This is a genomic window from Dactylosporangium siamense, assembly GCF_016862795.1.
Classification (GTDB): Bacteria; Actinomycetota; Actinomycetes; order Mycobacteriales; family Micromonosporaceae; genus Dactylosporangium; species Dactylosporangium siamense.
Genome location: NZ_BONQ01000130.1, coordinates 32,635 through 52,443, shown reverse-complemented (window position 1 = coordinate 52,443; position 19,809 = coordinate 32,635). Strand labels below are relative to the sequence as shown.

General features: G+C 71.8%; 21 protein-coding genes and 1 pseudogene. 14 read left to right on the top strand and 8 right to left on the bottom strand.

The features are described from left to right. Positions 1–55 precede the first annotated feature (55 nt). Together Dsi01nite_RS42460 and Dsi01nite_RS42455 are read left to right on the top strand one after the other, a co-directional pair. Complete coding sequence (locus tag Dsi01nite_RS42460) at positions 56–1,126, top strand: sensor histidine kinase (protein ID WP_203852147.1); 1,071 nt, start codon at positions 56–58, stop codon at positions 1,124–1,126. Positions 1,127–1,203: 77 nt separating this feature from the next. Beyond that, on the top strand, positions 1,204–1,887 hold the full coding sequence (locus tag Dsi01nite_RS42455) for a response regulator (protein ID WP_203852089.1): 684 nt from the start codon (positions 1,204–1,206) through the stop codon (positions 1,885–1,887). Between the two features lie 73 nt (positions 1,888–1,960). Here Dsi01nite_RS42455 and Dsi01nite_RS42450 read toward each other — a convergent pair whose 3' ends face one another. Continuing rightward, positions 1,961–2,590: a PilZ domain-containing protein gene (locus Dsi01nite_RS42450; protein ID WP_203852088.1), complete on the bottom strand. Its 630-nt coding sequence runs from the start codon at positions 2,588–2,590 to the stop codon at positions 1,961–1,963. Positions 2,591–2,637: 47 nt separating this feature from the next. Continuing rightward, positions 2,638–3,285 carry an acyltransferase gene (locus Dsi01nite_RS42445; protein WP_203852087.1) on the bottom strand — a complete coding sequence of 216 codons (648 nt, stop codon included), beginning with the start codon at positions 3,283–3,285 and terminating at the stop codon, positions 2,638–2,640. A 92-nt stretch (positions 3,286–3,377) separates the two neighbouring features. Here Dsi01nite_RS42445 and Dsi01nite_RS42440 point away from each other — a divergent pair, with 92 nt between their 5' ends. Continuing rightward, a complete protein-coding gene (locus Dsi01nite_RS42440) occupies positions 3,378–3,590 on the top strand; it encodes a hypothetical protein (RefSeq protein ID WP_203852086.1) in 213 nt (70 codons plus the stop codon). A gap of 24 nt (positions 3,591–3,614) precedes the next feature. On the opposite strand, the gene Dsi01nite_RS42435 is transcribed toward Dsi01nite_RS42440, so the two are convergent. Beyond that, positions 3,615–4,448, bottom strand: coding sequence for a DUF3109 family protein (locus tag Dsi01nite_RS42435; RefSeq protein WP_203852085.1), 834 nt, complete (start codon positions 4,446–4,448; stop codon positions 3,615–3,617). A gap of 43 nt (positions 4,449–4,491) precedes the next feature. Here Dsi01nite_RS42435 and Dsi01nite_RS42430 point away from each other — a divergent pair, with 43 nt between their 5' ends. Further along, entirely contained in the window at positions 4,492–5,421 is a 930-nt protein-coding gene (locus tag Dsi01nite_RS42430) for a Ppx/GppA phosphatase family protein (RefSeq protein WP_203852084.1), read from the top strand. Positions 5,422–5,461: 40 nt separating this feature from the next. After that, positions 5,462–6,262 (top strand): sugar phosphate isomerase/epimerase family protein, encoded by an 801-nt coding sequence (locus Dsi01nite_RS42425; RefSeq protein WP_203852083.1) that lies wholly within the window; start codon positions 5,462–5,464, stop codon positions 6,260–6,262. Positions 6,263–6,410: 148 nt separating this feature from the next. Here the strand turns inward: Dsi01nite_RS42425 and Dsi01nite_RS42420 are convergent, their stop codons facing one another. Together Dsi01nite_RS42420 and Dsi01nite_RS42415 are read right to left on the bottom strand one after the other, a co-directional pair. Continuing rightward, on the bottom strand, positions 6,411–6,611 hold the full coding sequence (locus Dsi01nite_RS42420) for a cold-shock protein (protein WP_203852082.1): 201 nt from the start codon (positions 6,609–6,611) through the stop codon (positions 6,411–6,413). A 203-nt stretch (positions 6,612–6,814) separates the two neighbouring features. Beyond that, positions 6,815–7,402, bottom strand: a complete 588-nt coding sequence (locus Dsi01nite_RS42415; protein WP_203852081.1) for a CGNR zinc finger domain-containing protein — start codon at positions 7,400–7,402, stop codon at positions 6,815–6,817. A 78-nt stretch (positions 7,403–7,480) separates the two neighbouring features. Between Dsi01nite_RS42415 and Dsi01nite_RS42410 the strand changes: the two genes are divergently transcribed. The 9 genes from Dsi01nite_RS42410 to Dsi01nite_RS42370 all read left to right on the top strand — a co-directional run bounded on the left by Dsi01nite_RS42410 (position 7,481) and on the right by Dsi01nite_RS42370 (position 16,409). Beyond that, complete coding sequence (locus Dsi01nite_RS42410) at positions 7,481–8,401, top strand: proline dehydrogenase family protein (RefSeq protein ID WP_203852080.1); 921 nt, start codon at positions 7,481–7,483, stop codon at positions 8,399–8,401. 88 nt (positions 8,402–8,489) lie between these two features. After that, positions 8,490–10,583, top strand: coding sequence for a basic secretory family protein (locus Dsi01nite_RS42405; RefSeq protein ID WP_239136582.1), 2,094 nt, complete (start codon positions 8,490–8,492; stop codon positions 10,581–10,583). 35 nt (positions 10,584–10,618) lie between these two features. Beyond that, positions 10,619–11,971, top strand: coding sequence for an efflux RND transporter periplasmic adaptor subunit (locus Dsi01nite_RS42400; RefSeq protein ID WP_239136581.1), 1,353 nt, complete (start codon positions 10,619–10,621; stop codon positions 11,969–11,971). A gap of 23 nt (positions 11,972–11,994) precedes the next feature. Beyond that, positions 11,995–12,675 carry an ABC transporter ATP-binding protein gene (locus Dsi01nite_RS42395; RefSeq protein ID WP_203852078.1) on the top strand — a complete coding sequence of 227 codons (681 nt, stop codon included), beginning with the start codon at positions 11,995–11,997 and terminating at the stop codon, positions 12,673–12,675. Further along, positions 12,672–13,856: an ABC transporter permease gene (locus Dsi01nite_RS42390; RefSeq protein WP_203852077.1), complete on the top strand. Its 1,185-nt coding sequence runs from the start codon at positions 12,672–12,674 to the stop codon at positions 13,854–13,856. The genes Dsi01nite_RS42395 and Dsi01nite_RS42390 overlap by 4 nt, the downstream gene beginning before the upstream one ends. A gap of 146 nt (positions 13,857–14,002) precedes the next feature. Further along, entirely contained in the window at positions 14,003–14,218 is a 216-nt protein-coding gene (locus Dsi01nite_RS42385) for a helix-turn-helix domain-containing protein (protein ID WP_033363444.1), read from the top strand. A gap of 121 nt (positions 14,219–14,339) precedes the next feature. Continuing rightward, positions 14,340–14,441 carry a 30S ribosomal protein bS22 gene (locus Dsi01nite_RS42380; protein ID WP_007465623.1) on the top strand — a complete coding sequence of 34 codons (102 nt, stop codon included), beginning with the start codon at positions 14,340–14,342 and terminating at the stop codon, positions 14,439–14,441. A gap of 55 nt (positions 14,442–14,496) precedes the next feature. Then, positions 14,497–15,552 (top strand): NAD-dependent epimerase/dehydratase family protein, encoded by a 1,056-nt coding sequence (locus tag Dsi01nite_RS42375; protein ID WP_203852076.1) that lies wholly within the window; start codon positions 14,497–14,499, stop codon positions 15,550–15,552. Then, the gene (locus Dsi01nite_RS42370) at positions 15,549–16,409 is read left to right on the top strand and encodes a lysophospholipid acyltransferase family protein (RefSeq protein ID WP_203852075.1); all 861 of its coding nucleotides are present in this window, start codon (positions 15,549–15,551) and stop codon (positions 16,407–16,409) included. Before Dsi01nite_RS42375 ends, Dsi01nite_RS42370 begins: the two co-directional genes overlap by 4 nt. 36 nt (positions 16,410–16,445) lie before the next feature. Here Dsi01nite_RS42370 and Dsi01nite_RS42365 read toward each other — a convergent pair whose 3' ends face one another. From Dsi01nite_RS42365 to Dsi01nite_RS42355, 3 genes and pseudogenes are all read right to left on the bottom strand, one after another. Then, on the bottom strand, positions 16,446–17,360 hold the full coding sequence (locus Dsi01nite_RS42365) for an HAD family hydrolase (protein WP_203852074.1): 915 nt from the start codon (positions 17,358–17,360) through the stop codon (positions 16,446–16,448). Between the two features lie 344 nt (positions 17,361–17,704). After that, positions 17,705–18,517, bottom strand: a pseudogene (locus Dsi01nite_RS42360) (DUF5667 domain-containing protein); the annotation flags it as partial. 220 nt (positions 18,518–18,737) lie between these two features. Continuing rightward, positions 18,738–19,703: a sigma-70 family RNA polymerase sigma factor gene (locus Dsi01nite_RS42355; protein WP_203852073.1), complete on the bottom strand. Its 966-nt coding sequence runs from the start codon at positions 19,701–19,703 to the stop codon at positions 18,738–18,740. Positions 19,704–19,809 lie beyond the last annotated feature (106 nt).

Below are 19,809 nucleotides of genomic sequence, written 5' to 3'. Positions count from 1 at the left end.
CGTGGATTGGAAGTTCCGGCAGTCGAAGGCCGACGGCGCGGCAGCGGGGGCGGCGATGACCGAGATCCTCGACGCGCTGCTCGTCGGGGTCGTCGTCCTCGACGACACCGACCGGCCCGTGCTGGCCAACGCGGCGGCACGCGAGATGGGCCTCATCCGGCAGCGCCAGGGCGCCGAGGAGGAGGCGCACACCATCGTGCGCACCCTCGCCGGCCAGGTCCGGCGCGGTGGGGTGACCCGGGTGGTCGAGCTCGACCTGCCGCGCCTCACCCACGGCGACCCGCTCGGCGTCAACGTGCGGGCCGTCTCCCTCGACGGCGGCCGGGTCGCGATCGAGGCCACCGACGTCACCGAGGCGCACCGGGTCGCCCGGGTCCGCCGCGACTTCGTCGCCAACGTCAGCCACGAGCTCAAGACCCCGGTCGGCGCGCTGCAGCTGCTCGCCGAGGCGCTGCTGGACGCGACCGACAAGGACCCCGCCGCGGCGATCCGCTTCGCCGAGCGGATCAAGCACGAGTCCGCCCGCCTCGGCCGGCTCGTCTCGGAGCTGCTGGAGCTGTCCCGCCTGCAGGGCGCCGAGCCGCTGCCCGAGCCGGAGCCGGTCGACGTCGACAAGATCGTCGTCGAGGTGCTCGACCGCACGAAGACGCCCGGCTCGGCCAAGCACATCGACGTCGTGTCGCACGGCCCGCACGGGCTGGTCGTCTACGGCAACGAGAACCAGCTCGTCACGGCCGTGGTCAACCTCGTGGAGAATGCGATCGCCTACTCGCCCGAGTCGACCACGGTCAGCATCACGACCAGCGTCTCGGCCGGGGACGAGACCGGCCACGAGGCCGGCTACATCGAGATCGCCGTCGCCGATCAGGGCATCGGCATCGAGCCCCGTGACATCGACCGGATCTTCGAACGGTTCTACCGGGCCGACCGGGCGCGGTCCCGGGCGACCGGCGGCACCGGCCTTGGCCTGGCCATCGTCAAGCACATCGCCACCAATCACGGCGGCCGGGTCGACGTGGTCAGCAGTGTCGGAGTTGGCTCGACGTTCACCTTGCGGCTGCCCGCACGTCCAGCGGAGGCCGCCATGGCGCTACCGCCGTCCGTTGAGATCGGAGGCACCCCATGATTGTGACCCAATCGCAACATCAGACCCGCGGTTCGCAGCGCAGTGCGGCTCCCCGGCAGCTACGAAAGGACAGCACGTTGGCGCGCGTACTCGTGGTCGAGGACGAAGAGTCCATCTCCGACCCGTTGTCATACATGCTCCGCCGGGAGGGCTTCGAAGTCTCCATCGCGGCCACCGGCACGGAGGCCCTCACGGAGTTCGACCGGACCGGAGCGGACATCGTCCTGCTCGACCTGATGCTGCCGGAGATGTCGGGCACCGAGGTCTGCCGCCAGATGCGGACCAAGTCCAACGTGCCGATCATCATGATCACGGCCCGGGACAGCGAGATCGACAAGGTCGTCGGCCTGGAGATCGGCGCCGACGACTACGTCACCAAGCCGTATTCACCCCGCGAGCTGGTCGCCCGCATCCGCGCGGTGCTTCGCCGGCAGGTCGACGCGGTCGGTGAGCTGGCCCCGCCGACCCTGTCCGCCGGCCCGGTCCGCATGGACGTCGACCGGCACGTGGTCACCGTCGCCGGCGACGCCGTCCAGCTGCCGCTGAAGGAGTTCGAGCTGCTCGAGCTGCTCCTGCGCAACGCCGGCCGGGTCCTCACCCGCGGCCAGCTGATCGACCGCGTCTGGGGCGCCGACTACGTCGGGGACACCAAGACCCTCGACGTGCACGTCAAGCGGCTGCGCTCGAAGATCGAGCCGGAGCCGTCAGCACCGCGCTTCATCGTCACCGTCCGCGGCCTGGGCTACAAGTTCGAGCCGTAGAGCGCCACTGTCACCAGCCGCCCCACCGCAGGCGGCGCGTCCCGCGCGGGGGCCTGTGTGCCGCACTCAGGCTTTACCCTGCGTTGGCCACGGACTCCCGGGCTCTGCGGCGCTCTTCCATCTCGCGGCGCAGGACGTAGCCGCGGATGGCGCGGCCCATGCCCTCGGTCGTCTCGTACGTGATGATGACGTCGAACGAGGCGTTCTCCGGGTCGCGGCGGACGAACAGCACCGTGCCGCGGATCGCGATCGTCTCCTCGTCGAGCGCGATCCGCAGGTCGACCCGGTCGTCGCGGTCGAAGCGGTCCTCGTGCATCCGGCAGCGGACCCCGCCCTCGGACAGGTCGATGACCCGGCCGCGGAACGCGGTGCCGTCCTTGGTGACCTCGACGCCTTCGCCGCCCCCGCCGCGCACGTAGTTGCGGCGGGTCTGCAGCCGCACCGACCCGACCGCTTCGAGGGACCAGCGCGGCGGCTGCTCCCGGCTCAGCTCGACCAGCCGCACGTCCACCGCCTGCCGCCGGTCGCCCGCGACCCAGGCAAGCTCGACGGACGTGCCGAGCTTGGGCATGTCGGCGCTGTTGACACCGAACGGCGCGGCGACGGTCAGCCGCTTGCCGGTCATGTCCTCGACGCGGGACTGATAGGCCTCGCCGTCCATCAGCACCACGTCGACCAGAGCGTTGATCGCGGGCAGGGTCACGCCTACAGGTTCGGCCGATCGCCCGCCGACTTGAGGCCCGCCTGCCGTCAGGAGTCGAGTGCTTCGCGCCACTCGTACGGCTTGGCGAAGTGCCCGGGCGCGCAGACGAGCTCCGACGTCTTGCGCTTCTCCCGCGCCGGGCTGCCCGCGACGACGGTGTCCGGCGCCACGTCCCGGGTCACCACCGACCCCGCGCCGACCAGCGACCGGGCCCCGATCCGCACGCCCGGCAGGATCGTCGCGTTGCCGCCGATCGAGGCGTCGTCCTCGACCGTGGCGCCGCCGACGCACTCGTCGTAGCGGGGGCACGGCGGGTGCGGGTCGTCGGTGAAGACCACCCCGGGCCCGAGGAACACCCGGCGCCCCAGCGTCACGTTCTCCAGGAAGCAGTGCGAGTGGACCCTGCTTCCGTCCCCGATCCGGTTGCCCGGCTCCAGCACCGCGTTGGTGCCCACCGAACACCCGTCGCCGATGACGTTGTTCTCGCGGATCATCGCCCCGTGCCCGGACTGGAACCGCGCTCCGATCCGCGCACCCGCGTAGATCACGGTCCCGGACCGGATCCTGCTGCCAGGCCCGATGATCGTCGTCAACTCGCCGGGCGCCGCGCCGCGCGGCGGCACCCCGATCCGCGCACCGGGCTCAACCACGGTGCCCTCACCCAGTTCCACCCCGGGGAAGATCTCTTCGGTCACCGCACGAACCTATTGCACCGCGGACCGGTTGCACGGCCGGGTTCCCGCGTTGTCACACACTCGACACCACCGACCCCGTAGCGTTTCCGGGGGTGCGCAGCTTCAACTCCGGCCCGGCCGGGACGCTCATGATGCTGATCGGCGTGCTCCTCGCCGCCAGCTCGACCTGGACCGCGATCTTCCGCGCCCGCTGGCCCGAAGCGCTGCCCAGCATTCTCATCGGGCTGTCCTTGACGGCGGTCGGCTACTCGCTGTTCGCCCGGTCGCGCCGGACCCGGGCCGATCCGCCCGAGGGCGAGAGCTGACCGCCACTTCTCATGAGGATGACGTCAGGCGCGGCGGGTCGGCAGGAGGGTCAGGGCGACCGTCGTGGCCGGGTGGGGAGCGATCATGCCCTGCTTCGCCCGCTCCGCGCACAGCTCGGCCAGCTTCGTGTAGGCGGCCTGGCCGATGAGGGCGATCAGCTCCGGCGCGTACTCCTGGTAGAGCCGCTTCGCACCGACGTGGGCGTCGGGGGAGGACGTGCACCACCAGTGCAGGTCGTGACCGCCTTCGCCCCAGCCGCGGCGGTCGAACTCGCCGAGGGTGGACACGAGGACCTTGGTGCCGTCGGGGCGCTTGCGCCAGTCCTGGTCGCGGCGCACGGGCAGCTGCCAGCACACGTCCGGCTTGTACTCGAGAGGGTGGACACCGTCGCGCAGGGCCTGGCCGTGCAGGGCGCAGCCGCCGCCGCCGGGGAAGTCGGTGTCGTTCTGGAACACGCAGCCGGCGCCGGGGCGGGTGGCGGTGCGCAGGGCCTTGGACTCCCCGTCGATGGTGTCCCATTCGGTGTACTGCTTGAAGCCGCGACGGTAGTGCTGCCAGTGCTCGGGGGAGAGGCGCTTGGCGGCGGCGCGGACCCGCTTCTCGTCGTCGTCGTCGGTGAAGAACGCGCCGTGGGAGCAGCAGCCCTCCTCCGCCTTGCCCTCGATGATGCCGTGGCAGCCCTGGCCGTACACACACGTCCAGTTGGACAGCAGCCAGGTGAGGTCGGCGCGGACGAGGTGGTCGGCGTCGGCGGGGTCGGAGAACTCCAGGAACTCGCGCGGGAAGTCCAGGTCGACCTCGCGGTCACGTGGCGTCTCGGAGTCGCCGATGCTGTTGACCGCGACGTGAATCTCCATCTGACGAAGGGTACGCGTGCGGCCGCGGCATTACGGTGAAGGGATGCGGCTCGGTGTGCTGGATGTGGGTTCGAACACGGTCCACCTGCTGGTGGTCGACGCACACCACGGGGCGCATCCGTGGCCGGCGCATTCGCAGAAGGCGGAGCTGCGGCTCGCGGAGAAGATCGGCAAGGACGGCGAGCTGAGCCGGGCCGGCGCGGACAGCCTGGTCGCCGCGTGCGCCGAGGCCCGGGACGCGGCGGCGGCGCTGGAGACCGAGGACCTGCTCGCGTTCGCCACGTCGGCGGTGCGGGACGCGAAGAACTCGGCCCGGGTGCTGCGGCGGGTCCGCGACGAGACCGGCGTCGACCTGCAGGTCCTGTCCGGCGAGGCCGAGGCGATCATGACGTTCCTGGCGGTGCGCCGCTGGTTTGGCTGGTCGGCCGGGCGGCTGCTGGTGATGGACATCGGCGGTGGGTCCCTCGAGCTCGCGACCGGCATCGACGAGGAGCCCGACGTGGCGCTGTCGGTGCCGCTCGGCGCGGGGCGGCTGACCCGGGAGCGGCTCGACGGCGACCCGGCGAGCAAGGCGTCCGTCGACGCGCTGTGCGAATACGCGGAGGCCGAGGTGGCGAAGGCGGCCAAACGCCTCATGGACAGCGGCTGGGACCGGCCGGTGGCCACCTCGAAGACGTTCCGGACCCTGGCCCGGCTGGCCGGAGCCGCGCCGTCGAGCGCGGGACCACGCGCGCCGCGGCGGCTGACGAGGACGGGGCTGCACCAGGTCCTGTCGTTCATCCGCCGGATGCCGTCGGCGGCCCTCGCGGAGATCGACGGGGTCAGCCCGGGGCGGGCCCATCAGATCCTCGCCGGCGCGGTCGTGGCCGAGGTCACGATGCGCAGCCTGGGCATCGACGAGGTCGAGATCTGCCCGTGGGCGCTGCGCGAAGGGGTGATTCTTCGCCGGCTGGAGGTGTTGGAGTCGAGTTGATCGACAGGAGACGCTACCCGGCGGGGGCTAGCCTGGTGGAGTGAGTCCTCGAGTGCCGGTCCTGTTGTCCACCTCGTCCGTCTTCCCCGAGCCGACCGCGGCCGGGTTCGAGATGGCCGCCGCCGTCGGCTACGACGGCGTCGAGGTGATGGTCTGGTCCGACGCGGTGAGCCAGGACGCGGGCGCGCTCGCCGGGCTGTCGAAGCACTACGGTGTGCCGGTCCGTTCGGTGCACGCACCCTGTCTGATGGTGACCCAGCGGGTGTGGAGCCCCGACCCGTGGGAGCGGCTGCGCCGGGCCGCGGTGCTCGCCGACACGCTCGGCGCGCCGGTCGTCGTGGTGCACCCGCCGTTCGCCTGGCAGCGGGACTACGCGCGGACGTTCGAGACGGGGCTGGCCCGGCTGGGCAGGGCGTTCCCCGGGATCCGCTTCGCGGTGGAGAACATGTTCCCGCTGCGCGGGGTCGGGCGGGAGTTCGTGCCGTATGCGCCGGGCTGGGACCCGACGATCACCGGCTTCGACTCCTACACCCTCGACCTCTCCCACTGCGCGGCCTCGCGGACCGACGCGCTCGGCCTAGCCGACACGATGGGCTCGGGCCTGGCCCACGTGCACCTCGGCGACGGCACCGGCAAGGGCCGCGACGAGCACCTGGTCCCCGGCCGGGGCACCCAGCCGTGCGCGGAGCTGCTCGAGTCGCTGGGGCGGCGCGGGTTCACCGGGTCGGTCGCGGTGGAGGTCGGCACCCGCAAGGCGAGCAGCAGGGCGGAGCGGGAGGCCGACCTGGCGGAGTCGCTGCGCTTCGCCCGCCAGCACCTCACGACGCCGTCGAAGGTCTGAGACCGCCGGCCCGCGAGCGCGCCGGCGACGACACGAAACCCGTCGGCCCGCGAACGCGCCGGTGAAGCGATGAAACCCGCCGGCCCGCGAGCGCCGGCGACGTGAAGAAAGCCCGGCACGCGAGCGCGCCGGGCCGTGAAGTCGACGGTCAGATCTTGCGGACGGACTCGGCCTGAGGACCCTTCGGGCCCTGCTTGACCTCGAATTCGACGCGCTGGTTCTCCTCGAGGCTGCGGTAGCCGTCCTCGGCGATGGCGGAGAAGTGGACGAAGACGTCGTTGCCGCCGTCGACGCTGATGAAGCCGAAGCCCTTCTCAGCGTTGAACCACTTCACGGATCCCTGTGCCATGGTGCTGTTTCTCCTTCGTAGGGCGTTGCGGTCCGGAGTGGTGCCCGGTGCCGACGGCCGCGCGCAGATGCCACGACCCGACATCGCCCCTGAACCGCACAACCGACTTGTCCGAAATTTCGGGCATGCCGGGTGCGCGGCGAAGCGAACCACACCACGCAAGATATGCCGAAGTCGACCACGTGCGTGGCCGTTTCCAGCACTTACGCGGTAACGACCGCCCGATCGGCCTCGCCCACCCCGACCTGCGCCGGTGCGAGGGTGGCGCCCGTCTCGGCGGCCCGCTTCCGGGCCCGGTGCGCCGCGACGTGCGACCTGGTCGCACACCGCTCCGAGCAGAACCGGCGGCAGCAGTTGGACGACGTGTCCAGATAGACGTTGCCGCAGCGCTCGTCGGCGCAGACACCGAACCTGGAGCTGCCGTGCTCGCACAGCCACACCGCCAGGCCCCACGCCGCGCCCGCCAGGAGCTCCGAGCTGACCGAGGACCCGCGACCGGTGACGTGCATGTGCCAGTCGTGGGTGTCGTGACCGGAGATCCGCGGCTGCATCGGATAGGCCTCCAGCAGCGCGTTGAGCTCGGCGACCGCGGCCATGTCCCGGCCGGAGGAACCGTGCTCGAACACCTCCCGCAGCCGCTTCCGGGCACGCCGGAACGCGATCAGATCGCGCTCCGTCGCCTCGGCGGTCTGCCAACTGTCCTCGCCGAACAGTGCGGCGAGATCCTGCATGCTTTCGAGCGGCGCGTTGACGATGTCGACAGCGGTCCGCGCATACGCGTCGAAGTCCACCCGACCAAGGTAGTCAAGAAATGCCACACTGGCGACCAGGCGTCACCGATGGCGAGTGGTTCTGTCTACGCTCGGCACATGCTCAGATCGGTCATCCTCGCCGCAGCCCGCTCACATCGGGTCGAGCGGATCGTTGAAACCGCCCCGGTCAGCCGGAGCATCGTGCGCCGGTTCATCGCCGGCGAGCACGCGGAGGACGCGTTACAACGCACCCGCGAACTCGTCGCCGACGGGCTGGCCGTCACCATCGACCACCTGGGGGAGGACACCACCAACCCCCAGCAGGCCGAGGCGACCCGAGACGAATACCTGCACCTGCTCGACGCCCTGCACGCCGCCGAGCTGACCCCCGCCGCCGAGGTCAGCCTGAAGCTGTCCGCACTCGGCCAGGTCTTCGACGAGAAACTCGCCTACGAGCACGCCCGCGCGATCTGTGCCAAGGCGAGCGAGGCCGGCACCACCGTCACCCTCGACGCCGAGGACCACACCACCACCGACTCCACGCTCGAGGTCCTCGCCCGGCTCCGCGCCGACTTCCCGACCACCGGCGCCGTGCTGCAGTCCTACCTGCGCCGCACCGAGGCCGACTGCCGCGAGCTGGCCGTCAGCGGCTCCCGGGTCCGCCTGTGCAAGGGCGCGTACAAGGAGCCGGAGTCGGTGGCGTACCAGTCCCGTCTCGACGTCGACAAGTCCTACGTGCGCTGCCTCAACGTGCTCATGGCCGGCACCGGCTACCCGATGCTCGCCACGCACGACCCGCGACTGGTCGCGATCGGTGAGGACCGGGCCAAATGGTTCGACCGCAACCCCGACGAGTTCGAGTTTCAGATGTTGTACGGGGTGCGCCCCGACGAACAGCTCCGGCTCGCCCGGCTCGGGTACACCGTGCGGGTCTACCTGCCGTACGGGACGCAGTGGTATGCGTACATGATGCGGCGCCTCGCCGAGCGGCCCGCCAACCTCGGCTTCCTCGCCCGGGCGGTCACCTCCCGGGGCTAGACGGACACATCGGGAGGTTACGGGCTAACACAGCATCTCGTCCGTACGGGCGACGCGCCACCTTGACCGCGTCGCGTACGTTCCGGCAGTGATGCAGGGGGATGAGTCTGACGCGACCCGCCACACGGGACCGGACGCCGCGCCGGACCCCGTGGCGCCGACCCGCGCGCCGCTTCCCCGCCAGCGCCCCGCCACTGAGGCCGAACCCGTCGCGGCGCCCGCCGCACCGCCGGTGATCCCGGTGCCGGTGCCGCAGGCGCCGCCACGGGTGGCCGACCCGATCGCCGTCCACGAGCCGATCCCGACGGCGCCGCTGCCCGCGCGGTCGTTGACGTCGCCGGAGCCGGTGGCGCCGTGGCCGCCGGTCGGGCCGTTCCCGCCGCGGATCGGCAACACCGGCCAGCACCCGGTCATCCAGCCCCGGACGTCCGCCGAGAACCAGCCGATGCCGGGCGAGCCGGCCGTGACGGGGTTCGTGCCACCGGACAGCCCGCCGTCGCTGCCGCCGCGACCGCAGCCCTCGACGGGCCAGTTCCCGGTCGTGCCGCACCAGACCGGAACGTTCCCGGGACGCACCCCGACCGGCCAGTTCCCGCCGGTGCCGCCGCGGACCGGCCAGTTCCCCACCGGCCAGTTCCCCGCCGGCCAGTTCCCCGCCGGCCAGTTTCCCGGATCCGGTCCGACCGGCCAGTTCCCCACGGGGCAGTTCCCCGGGTCCGGTCCGACCGGGCAGTTCCCGTCCGGCCCGCATCTGGGCGTACCGTCCCAGTCCGGCCCGCAGATGTACGCGCCGCCGCAGCAGCCGTACCCCGGACCGCCATATCCGCCGCAGCACCATCCCGGACAGTTCGGCTACCCGCAGTTCCCGCCGCCCGTCCCGCCGCGGCGCTCCAGGATCACCGGACTGCGCGCCGCCCTGCTCGTCGCGCTCGCCCTGATCCTGGTCACGCCCCCGGCGGCGATCGCGTTCGAGGCCGTGCGGCGGGAGCGGACCGCCAGCGGCTCCGCCCAGGGCGTCGACCCGGCCGGCCGCAACCCCGGCCAGGCCAACGGCAAACCCGGCCCGAGCGGCAGCCCGAAGGCATCCACCCCGCCGTCGGTCGACGCCAAGGTCAAGCAGGCCCTCGCCGACCAGGGTGCGGCGCTGCTCAAGGGCGACGCCGACGGGTTCGTCGCCGCCGTCGACCCGTCCGCGGCCACGCTGCGCGAGGACCTCACCAGACGGTTCAACTCGCTGCGCCAGCTGCAGGTGAAGGTGTGGGAGCCGAGCGTCCTGGACGCCGTCAAGGTCGGCACCGACAACACCGCCGACGTGATCGTCTACGTCAAGTACTGCTACGTCGTGACCACCTGCGACCCGATGAACCTCGAGACGAAGACGAAGTGGAGCGTCACCGGCGGCACGGTGAAACTGCTGGAGTTCGGGGTCGCCGAGGACCTCGGCCCTCGCCCGTGGGAACGCAGCGAACTGCGGGTCGCCGTCGGCAAGCGGGTCGTCATGGCCACCACCCCGAAGTACGCCTCCCGCCTGACCACGATGCTCACCGCCGCCGAGAAGGCCGCGGAACTCGCCGACCGCTACTCGAAGTGGAGCCCGGCGCCGTCGCGGTACGTCGTCTACCTGGCCGGACCCGAGGAGTGGTCCACCTGGTACGGCATCAAGCAGGAGAGCTGGGTCGCCGGCTTCGCGCTGCCGCTGACCGCCGACGCGACCGAGATCGTGCTCAACGCGAACCGGGTCGACGTCAAGGAGACCCTGGACGTCCTGCGGCACGAGTTCACGCACGTGGTGACCCTCGCCAAGGTGTCCCGCGCCTACGACCAGACCTGGTGGCTGGTCGAGGGCATCGCCGAATACGTGCGGGTCCAGGGCCTCGGCGGCCGCTTCGACGACGTCACCTCGGTCCGCAAGTACGTGCAGAGCGGCCGCTGGGCCAACGAGATCGCGATGGACGACCCGCCGGAGGGCACCAGCTCCGCCGACGTCAGCGGCCGGTACGGCGTGGCGTACCTGGCGGTCAACCGGATGGCGGAACGCTTCGGCGAGGCGAAGATGCTCGAGTTCTTCGACCTGACCGCCAGGCAGGGCGAGGCGCTGCAGGAAGCCGCCACGAAGGTCTACGGCGTGTCCTGGGACGACGTCGCCACCGACTGCGTGAAGTACGTGCGCAACCACGTCTGATCGGCGCCGGTGACCGGCGTGGCAGACTTGCGGGCGTGAATCGCGTCCCCCCGCGTGTTCAGCTCCTCGTGGCCGTCCTCACCCTCTTCTCGCTCACCGGCGCGTCCTGCACCGACGAGCAGGACGACATCGGACTCGGCACCGCCGGTCGCGGTGACGTCGTCGAGGTCGTCGATGCCCCGGCCACCGTCACCGCGCGGGCCGCCGCGACCCTGACCGCCGCCGCGGACGGCACCCTCGCGTCGCTCGCGGTGCGCCCCGGCGACACGGTCGCCGCCGGGCAGGTCCTGGCCGTCGTGGACTCCCCGTCCGCGCAGCAGCGGCTGCGCGCCGCGGAGGAGGCCCTCGACGCGCTCAAGGGCGCCGGCGGCGGGGGCGGCGGGGTCAAGAACCTGTCGGCGACGCAGAAGAAGACCGACGACGCCGCCGCGAAGGCGTTCGGCGAGGCCCGCAAGGCCGCCCAGGTCATCGCGGACACCGGGGTGCGGGCCGGGCTCCTCGCGCAGATCGACTTCGCGGAGAAGTCCTACCAGGAGGCGGCCGCGTCGGCCCGTGCGGTGATCGCCGCGGTCCAGCGCGGCCTGGCCAGCGTCACGAAGGCCATGGCCGCCCTCACCGCCGCCCAGCGCAGCCAGGCGCAGGCCGCCTACGACCTGGCCAGGTCGACCGTCGACGCGTTGACGCTGCGGGCCCCGGTCGCCGGCGTCGTCCAGCTCGGCGGCACCTCGGCGGCCGCGGCACCGTCGATCACGGACCTGCTCGGCGCCGCGACCGGCGGCCAGGCCCCCGCCGCGGCCGGGGCGGGCACCGGCACCGGCGCCGGGCCGGGCGTCGACCCGGCCGTCCCCGTCGGCGGCCAGGTGACCGCCGGCACCGCGATCCTCACCGTCGTCGACGTGTCGCAGCTCGGGCTGATGGCGGAGATCGACGAGACCGACGTGCTGCTCGTCCAGCCCGACGTCACCGCGCGGGTCGAGCTCGACGCGGCACCCGGCGCCACCTACGAGGCGACCGTCACGTCCGCGGACGTCCTGCCGACCACGTCGGCGCGCGGCGGCGTGTCGTACCGGTCCCGGCTCACCCTGGGCAAGGGCACCTTCGCCGACGGCCGGCCCGCCCCGGCGCCCCGCCCCGGCATGAACGCCGTCGCGCACCTGCAGGTCCGCCAGATCCGCGACGCGGTGACGGTGCCGGCGGCGGCGGTGTTCAACGTCGGCGGCAAGGACGTCGTCTGGCTCGTCCGCGACGGCAAGGCCGTCCAGGCGCCGGTCACCGTCGGCGTCTCCGGCCAGGACCGGGTCCAGGTCCTCACCGGCGTCGCCGACGGCGACCGGGTCGTGGTCCGCGGCACCGACAAGGTCAAGCAGGGTATGGGTCTGCCCGGGTGAATGACCACCGTGGAGCGGCCGCGATGACGGCGGCGCTCGTCGCGCAGGACGTGACCCGGGAGTACGCCCTGGACGGGGTCACCGTCCCGGCGCTGCGCGGGGTCACCTTCACCGTCGACGCCGGCGACTACGTGGCGATCATCGGCCCGTCCGGCTCGGGCAAGTCGACGCTGATGCACCTGCTCGGCGGCCTGGACCGGCCGACGGCGGGCAGCCTGCGCATCGGCGGCCGGGATGTCGCCGGCCTCGACCCGCAGGCCCTCGCGAAACTGCGCAACGAGACGATCGGGTTCGTCTTCCAGTCCTTCCACCTCCTCGCCCGCACCACCGCCGTGGACAACGTCGCGCTGCCGCTGGTGTACCGGGGGATGCGGGCCGGCGAGCGGCGCCGCCGCGCGGTCGCGATGCTGGAACGCGTCGGGCTCGGGCACCGCCTCGACCACCGGCCCAACCAGCTGTCCGGCGGCGAGCAGCAGCGGGTCGCGATCGCCCGGGCCCTGGTCACCGACCCGCAGGTGCTGCTCGCGGACGAACCGACCGGCAACCTCGACACCCACAACGGCCAGGCGGTCCTCGGCCTGCTGGAGACGCTCAACCGCGAGCAGGGCGTGGCCCTCGTCGTCGTCACCCACGACCACGAGGTCGCCGACCGCGCCCACCGCAAGATCGTCATGCGGGACGGCGTGATTGTGTCTTCGGCATGAGGTTCGCCGAGGCGTGGCGGGTCGCCATCGACGCGCTCCGGGCCAACCGGCTGCGCTCCACGCTGACCATGCTGGGCGTGATCATCGGCGTGGCCGCTGTGGTCGTCCTCGTCGCCATCGGCACGGGCACGAAACAGCAGATCGAACGGCAGGTCGAAGGTCTCGGCTCGAACCTGCTCATCGTCCTGCCCGGCCAGGTCAGCCTCGGCTCGGCGCCGTCGGTGTCGCGGATGGACCTCTCCGACGTCGACGCCGTGTCGAAGATCGTGGGGGACCGCAACCGGGTCGCCGTCACCGTGGCGTCCGGGGAGACGGTCGCCGCCGGCAACGTCGACACGTTCGCCACCATCAACGGCGTCATCGAGACCACCCCGCAGGTGTTCGTGCGCAGCCTGACCCGCGGCACGTACCTGAGCCGCAGCGACGTCGACACCCAGCGCCGCGTCGCCGTCCTCGGCTACCGCGTCGCCCGTGAGCTGTTCGGCGAGCGCGACGCCGTCGGCCAGCAGATCACCATCGCCGGCGTGCGCTTCCGGGTGATCGGGGTCTTCGCGCAGCTCGGCCAGAGCCTCGGCGTCGACCGCGACAACGAGGTCCACATCCCCATCACCACCGCCCAGCGGCTGCTCGGCACCAACCGCGTCGACGGGATCGCGATCAAGGCGCCGAACCGCGAGGAGATCGACGACCTCAGCGCCCGCATCCTCGCCGAGCTCGGCCGCCGCCACCCCGGCACCGAGTTCAGCGCCGTCACCCAGGAACAGATCCTCGGCGTCCTCGGCGACATCCTCGGCGTGCTCACCGGCGTCCTCGCCGCGATCGCGGGCATCTCCCTGCTCGTCGGCGGGGTCGGCGTCTCCAACATCATGCTCGTCTCCGTGCGGGAGCGCACGAAGGAGATCGGGCTGCGCAAGGCGGTCGGCGCCAGACCCCGCGACATCGGCGTGCAGTTCCTCCTCGAGGCGGTCCTGCTCACCACCCTCGGCGGGTTCATCGGCATGGGCCTGGGCATCGGCGCCGCCCTGGTCGTCGCCGCGCTGTCACCGGTGCCGGCCGCGATCACCTGGTGGTCCCTCGCGCTCGCCTTCGGGGTGTCCGCCGCCGTCGGCATCATCTTCGGCGTCGTGCCTGCCCAGCGGGCCGGGCGTCTGGACCCGGTGGTCGCGCTGCGCACCGAGTAGGCACCGAGTAGGCACCGGCCAGGCACTGACTTGACCTTGCTTGCAAAGAATCCGACGAAGCCAAGGCGCAAGTCACAGCAGTACCGTTACCGTACTGATAACACGCTGATTCATCAGCTTGGCGAGCACGCTGGTCGGAGGTCGCGATGTCTAGCACGCCACACACCACCGAAGGCCGGTTGGGCGAGGTCAGGTTTCTCACGGTCGCCGAGGTGGCAACCCTGATGCGAGTGTCCAAGATGACCGTGTACCGCCTGGTTCACGCCGGGGATCTCACCGCAGTGCGGGTCGGCCGGTCGTTCCGGGTGCCCGAGCACGCGGTCGACGCATACCTGCGCGAAGCGTTCCGCGAGACGGCGTAGCCGCCCTACTGGTGCACCCGCTTTACCGATCACGCGGGGGTGCGGCTACGCTGGAGCCGCTAACCATGTCTTCGGCGTGCCAGCGATGGCACGCGTTCCGCTGTATCGAGGAGATACCCGTATGGGCTCGGTGGTCAAGAAGCGCCGCAAGCGTATGGCCAAGAAGAAGCACCGCAAGCTGCTGCGCAAGACCCGCGTCCAGCGTCGTCGTCTCGGCAAGTAGCAGCGCGCCGGCGGTCCGCCCCGGGCTCGTTCGCACTCGCATCTAAGGGAGGCGCGTGAGCACGCCACGGGTTGTCCTCGTTACTGGGGTGGGCCGCTATCTGGGCGCGCACCTGGCCGCTCGGCTCGCCGCTGATCCACGGATCGAGCGGGTCGTCGGCATCGACAGCACGGCACCGTCGAGCGACCTCGCCGCGGTGCTCAAGGACGTCGACGTGCACCAGATCGACCTGCGCACCCCTGGGGTGTTGCGGGTGCTGGTCGACGCCCGGGTCGAAGCGGTGGCGCACCTCGCGGTGACCACCGCCGTCGACCAGCACGGCGGTCGCGCCGCGATGAAGGAGCTCAACGTCATCGGCTCGATGCAGCTGCTCGCCGCCTGCCAACAGGCGCCCCGGCTGCACAAACTGGTGGTCCGCTCCTCCACCGCGGCCTACGGCGCGTCCTTCCGCGACCCGGCGATCTTCACCGAGGACACCGAGCCGCGGGAGATCCCGCGCGGCGGCTTCGCCAAGGACGTCCTGGACATCGAGGGCTACGTCCGCGGCTTCCGCCGCCGGCGCCCCGACGTCGGTGCCACCGTGCTGCGCTTCGCGCCGTTCATCGGCTCGACCGTCGACACCAGCCTGACCAGGCACTTCGCCGCGCCCGTCGTCCCGACGGTCTTCGGCCGGGACCCGCGCCTGCAGTTCCTGCACGTCGACGACGCGTTCGAGGTCCTGCACCGCTCCGTGGCCGAGTCACACCCGGGCACGTTCAACGTCGCCGGCGCGGGGACCCTGACCCTGTCGCAGGCCGTCCGGCGGGCCGGCCGGATCACCATGCCGGTCCTCGAGCCCGGCCTGGGCATCGTCGCCGGCCTCGGCCGCGGCACCGTGTCCCTCGACCAGCTCGACCTGTTCGTGCACGGCCGGGTCGTCGACACGACCAAGCTCATCCGGGAGTTCGGCTTCACCCCCCGGACCACCGCGGAAGCCTTCGACGAGTTCGTCCGCAGCCGCCGGTCCGGTGAGGCGCTGCCGGCCGACCGCATCCGCGCCCTCGAACAGACCCTGCTCGAAGGCTTCCGACGGACCCGTGCGGCGCGCGCCGCGTTGGAGGCGGGCACATGACTGACCCTGGTCTCCCCGACCAGTGGGACGACCGGGTCGCCGGCGCGCTCGCGTTCCTCCGCGAGCGGCTCACCGGCGACTACGAGGTGGACAACTTCGGCTTCGACCGCCACCTCACCGACGGCGTGTTCCTGCCGCTGCTGCGCCCCCTGTACAACCAGTGGTTCCGCACCGAGGTCTTCGGCGTCGAGCACCTGCCGAAGGAGGGCCCCGCCCTCGTCGTCGCCAACCACTCCGGCACCGTGGCGCTGGACGCCCTCATGCTCTCCGTCGCCGTCCACGACGAGACCTCCGCCCGCCGCCACCTGCGCCTCCTGGGCGCCGACCTGGTCTTCCGCCTCCCGGTCCTGTCCGAGATGGCCCGCAAGTCCGGCGCCACCCTCGCCTGCAACCCCGACGCCGAACGCCTCCTCGGCGAGGGCGAGCTCGTCGGCGTCTTCCCCGAAGGCTTCAAGGGCATCGGCAAGCCGTTCGCCGAGCGATACAAGCTGCAGCGCTTCGGCCGTGGCGGCTTCGTCTCCGCCGCGGTGCGCACCGGCACCCCGATCGTCCCGGTCTCCATCGTCGGCGCCGAGGAGATCTACCCGCTGATCGGCAACCTGCGGCCGCTCGCCCGCCTGCTGGGCGCCCCGTACTTCCCGGTCACGCCGACGTTCCCGTGGCTCGGCCCGCTCGGCCTGGTGCCGCTGCCGAGCAAGTGGCTCATCGAGTTCGGCGAGCCGATCCCGACGGTCGACTTCGTCGACTCCGCGGACGACCCGATGGTGGTGTTCAACCTCGCCGACCAGGTCCGTGAGACGATCCAGCAGACCCTGTACAAGCTCCTGGACCGCCGCCCCGACGCCTTCTCCAGCTGACCCCGGGGCGCCTGTCACGGAGCGTGGTTGCGCGAGCTACCCGACCGGCCCGACCGGGGTGCGCCGGCGGCGGCGGAGTGCGGCGGCCGTGGCGACGCCGCCCATGAGGACGCCGGTCGCGAGGGCGGCGGGCACCACGATCTTCGCCGCCTTGCGGCCGGTGCGGAAGTCGCGGATCTCCCAGCCCCGCCTGCGCGCCTCGCGCTGCAGGGCCGGGTCGGGGTTGACGGCGACGGCGTAGCCGACGGTGGACAGCATCGGGGTGTCGTTGACCGAGTCGCTGTAGGCGGCGCACCGGTGCAGGTCCAGGCCTTCGACGGCGGCGAGGGCGGTGATGGCCGCCGCCTTCTCGGGCCCGTGCATGAGGTCGCCGACGAGGCGGCCGGTGTAGACGCCGTCGCGGATCTCGGCGACGGTGCCGATGGCGCCGGTCAGCCCGAGCCGCTGGGCGATGATGCGGCCGAGCTCGACGGGGGCCGCGGTGACCAGCCAGACCCGCTGGCCGGCGTCGAGGTGGAGCTGGGCGAGGGCGCGGGTGCCGGACCAGATCCGGTCGGCCATCAGCTCGTCGAAGATCTCCTCGCAGAGCCGTTCCATGTCCTCGACCTGCCAGCCGGCGATGAACGCGAGGGCCGCGGACTTGGCGTTGGTGACGGTGCCGGCGTGTTCGGAGGCGAGGAGCCGGAAGCGGGCCTGCTGGTAGGCGAAGCGGACCAGGTCGCCGCTGGTGAAGTACTTGCGTTTCGCGAGGCCGCGGGCGAAGTAGTAGATCGAGGCGCCCTGCATCATCGTGTTGTCGACGTCGAAGAAGGCGGCGGCGGCCGGGTCGGCCGGGACTTCGAGGGCGGCTTCGACCTCGGCGACGGCCCAGCCGGCCGGGGACGTCACGATACGGCCGGACTGCCTGCGGCGGCGTAAGGCGAGCGCGGCGGTCGAAGGTCGGATCGGCATGCGCGGAAAACCCCCTCTGTGTTCGCCCAACCGTACCGGCATGAACAACGAGAAGGGCCCGGTGTCAGACACCGAGCCCCTCTGTAGCCCCTTCGTAGGAAAAGCTCTCAGTCGAACAGCCAGCCCAGGAGGCCCTGGTCCTTCGTGGGGGAAGGCGACGGGTTCTCGGTGGGCTCCGCCGGTGCGGACTCGGTCGCCGAGCCGGTGCCGGCCGAGCCGCTGGGGACGGCACGCTGGCCGGCGGGGGTGCCGGTCTGGCCCGGGTTGTTCTGCTGCTGGGTGTTGCCCGGCTGCTGGGTGTTGTTGGACCCGGAGGTCTTCTGACCGGCCGGCTTGCACGCGGTGCTGTTGGGCACCGGTCCGAGCTGGTCGGCGGCGGAGACCGCGGCGGAACCGCATTTGATCAGCGGGCGGATCGCCTTGGAGCGGCGGTCGATCTCGTCCAGCAGGGTCACGGACTTGGCGGACCGGGCTCGGGCGTCGCCGTTGGTCCCGTCGCGGAGCTTCTCGGCGCCGGCACGCTGGGTGCTGGTGAACGCGTCGATGGCATCCAGGGCGGCGGCGTCCTTGCGGCCGACGGCGGTCGCGGTCAGCAGGCGCACGCCTTCGAGCGTCTCGCTGTCCATGTCGTCGAGGACCGCGGTCAGACCCGCGGGGTCCTTCACCGCCTGGGCCTCGTCGAGCCGGGTCCGGGCGAACTCCAGGTACAGCTGGCCCCGGCTGATGTCCGAGCCGGCGAGTGCCAGCTGGGCCTTCTCCGTGGACCGTTTCACCGAGTAGAGAGCGTCGCCGGGGATGGCGTCGCCGCTCGCCGCGGACATGCCCGACAGTGCGAGGGTGCCGGCGGCGAGGCCGACGACGATCGCGCCGCGGGTGCGGGTCCGGCGGCTGACCGCGGGCCTGCTGCCCGCCGGGCGGCGCAGCGAGCGCAACCCTCGGCGGGACACCTCCGGCTCGGGATCCCTGGCGGTGATGCCGATGCCTTCTCGTTCTGCTGTGGCCAGGAGCATGGCCCGCAGTCCGTCCTTGAACTCCTGCTGCGTCTCCACCTTGACCGGGAGGTCGGTCAGCCGTTGGCTGACTGAGACCAGTCCGGTCAGGGAGTCGTCGAGCGTGGACCTCATGCGGTGCCTGCGGGCTCCTGCTGCCTCGTCCATGAGCTGCGCGAAACGCTCAGCCCGACGACGGTGGAAGACGGAGCCGATCACCTGAGGCACCCCCCTTCGCTGATCGCGTCACTCAGGCGCGGCAGGGTAGCGGGATGGTGTGCCACCGCGTCCGCCGTGCGCCAAGCCGACGGTCGCACCCGGACCAACGGTGCAGAGCGGAGGCTGGTTACGGCGCGGGGGGAGGCACTGTAACGGAAGGTGACAGCGGTCACGGCTGGAATCCGTCGGGGAGCAGCCGCGCGAGGGCCCTGACCGCGCGGTACTGCAACGCCTTGATCGCGCCCTCGTTCTTGCTCATCGCGTGGGCGGTCTCGGCGACGGAGAAGCCGTGCAGGAAGCGCAGCACGATGCACTCCTGCTGTTCCGGGTTGAGCTGCTTGACCGCCTTGAGCAGGTCGACGTTCGTGATGTGGTCGATGACCGCGGCCTCGGGGCTGCCTTCCGGCCCCCGGTCCGGCCGGTCGGCGTCCAGCACGTCACCGGTGGTGACCTCGAGGCGGTACCGGCCGGACTTGAAGTGGTCGGCGACCAGGTTCCGGGCGATCGTCACCAGCCAGGCGCCGAGGTCGCGGCCCTGCCAGGTGAAGCTGCCGATGCGCTTCAACGCCCGCAGGAACGTGTCGGCGGTCAGGTCCTCGGCGAGCTGCCGGTTGCCGACACGGAAGTACACGAACCGGAAGACGGTGTCGAAGTACCGGTCGTAGAGCAGCCCGAACGCCGCGCCGTCGCCGGCCTGGGCACGTTCGATGAGCGCCCACACCTCCGACGCCGGGTCGCCGCGGTCCGGCCTGGCCGGCTTGGCGGGCTCCTGCGAGGGTCCGGGGTCCTGCGAAGGCGAGCCGGGTGGTCCGCTGTCCACGAGCGTGCCCGACACGGTCCCCGCCACGACGGTCTTCGAGATCGGGACGGTGTCGTCCTCGATCAGGCCGGCGCCGGGCGAGGGCTTGGCACCCGGGTTCGGTCTGACGTTTGTGCCGGCACCGCCGCCAGAACCCTGGCGGGTGGGTGCCTCGTTGGTGTGTGGGCGTCCCCGCGTCCGTGGGACGCTGCCGCCCTCACCGCGGATCACGGTGCTGAGCATGTCGCGCAGCGACTCGCGGACGGAGTCGCGCAGCATGTGCAGCCCATCGGCGAGTGCGTGCTCGGCGTCGAACACGTGCTGGATCGCGGTCATGCGTCGCAATCCAGACCACACGGCCTATTCGGCGCGATCACGGGCACTTCGGCCTCCTCGGGGTGAGGGGTGTCAACTCGCAACAAATGGGGTGAGCTGACTTGGG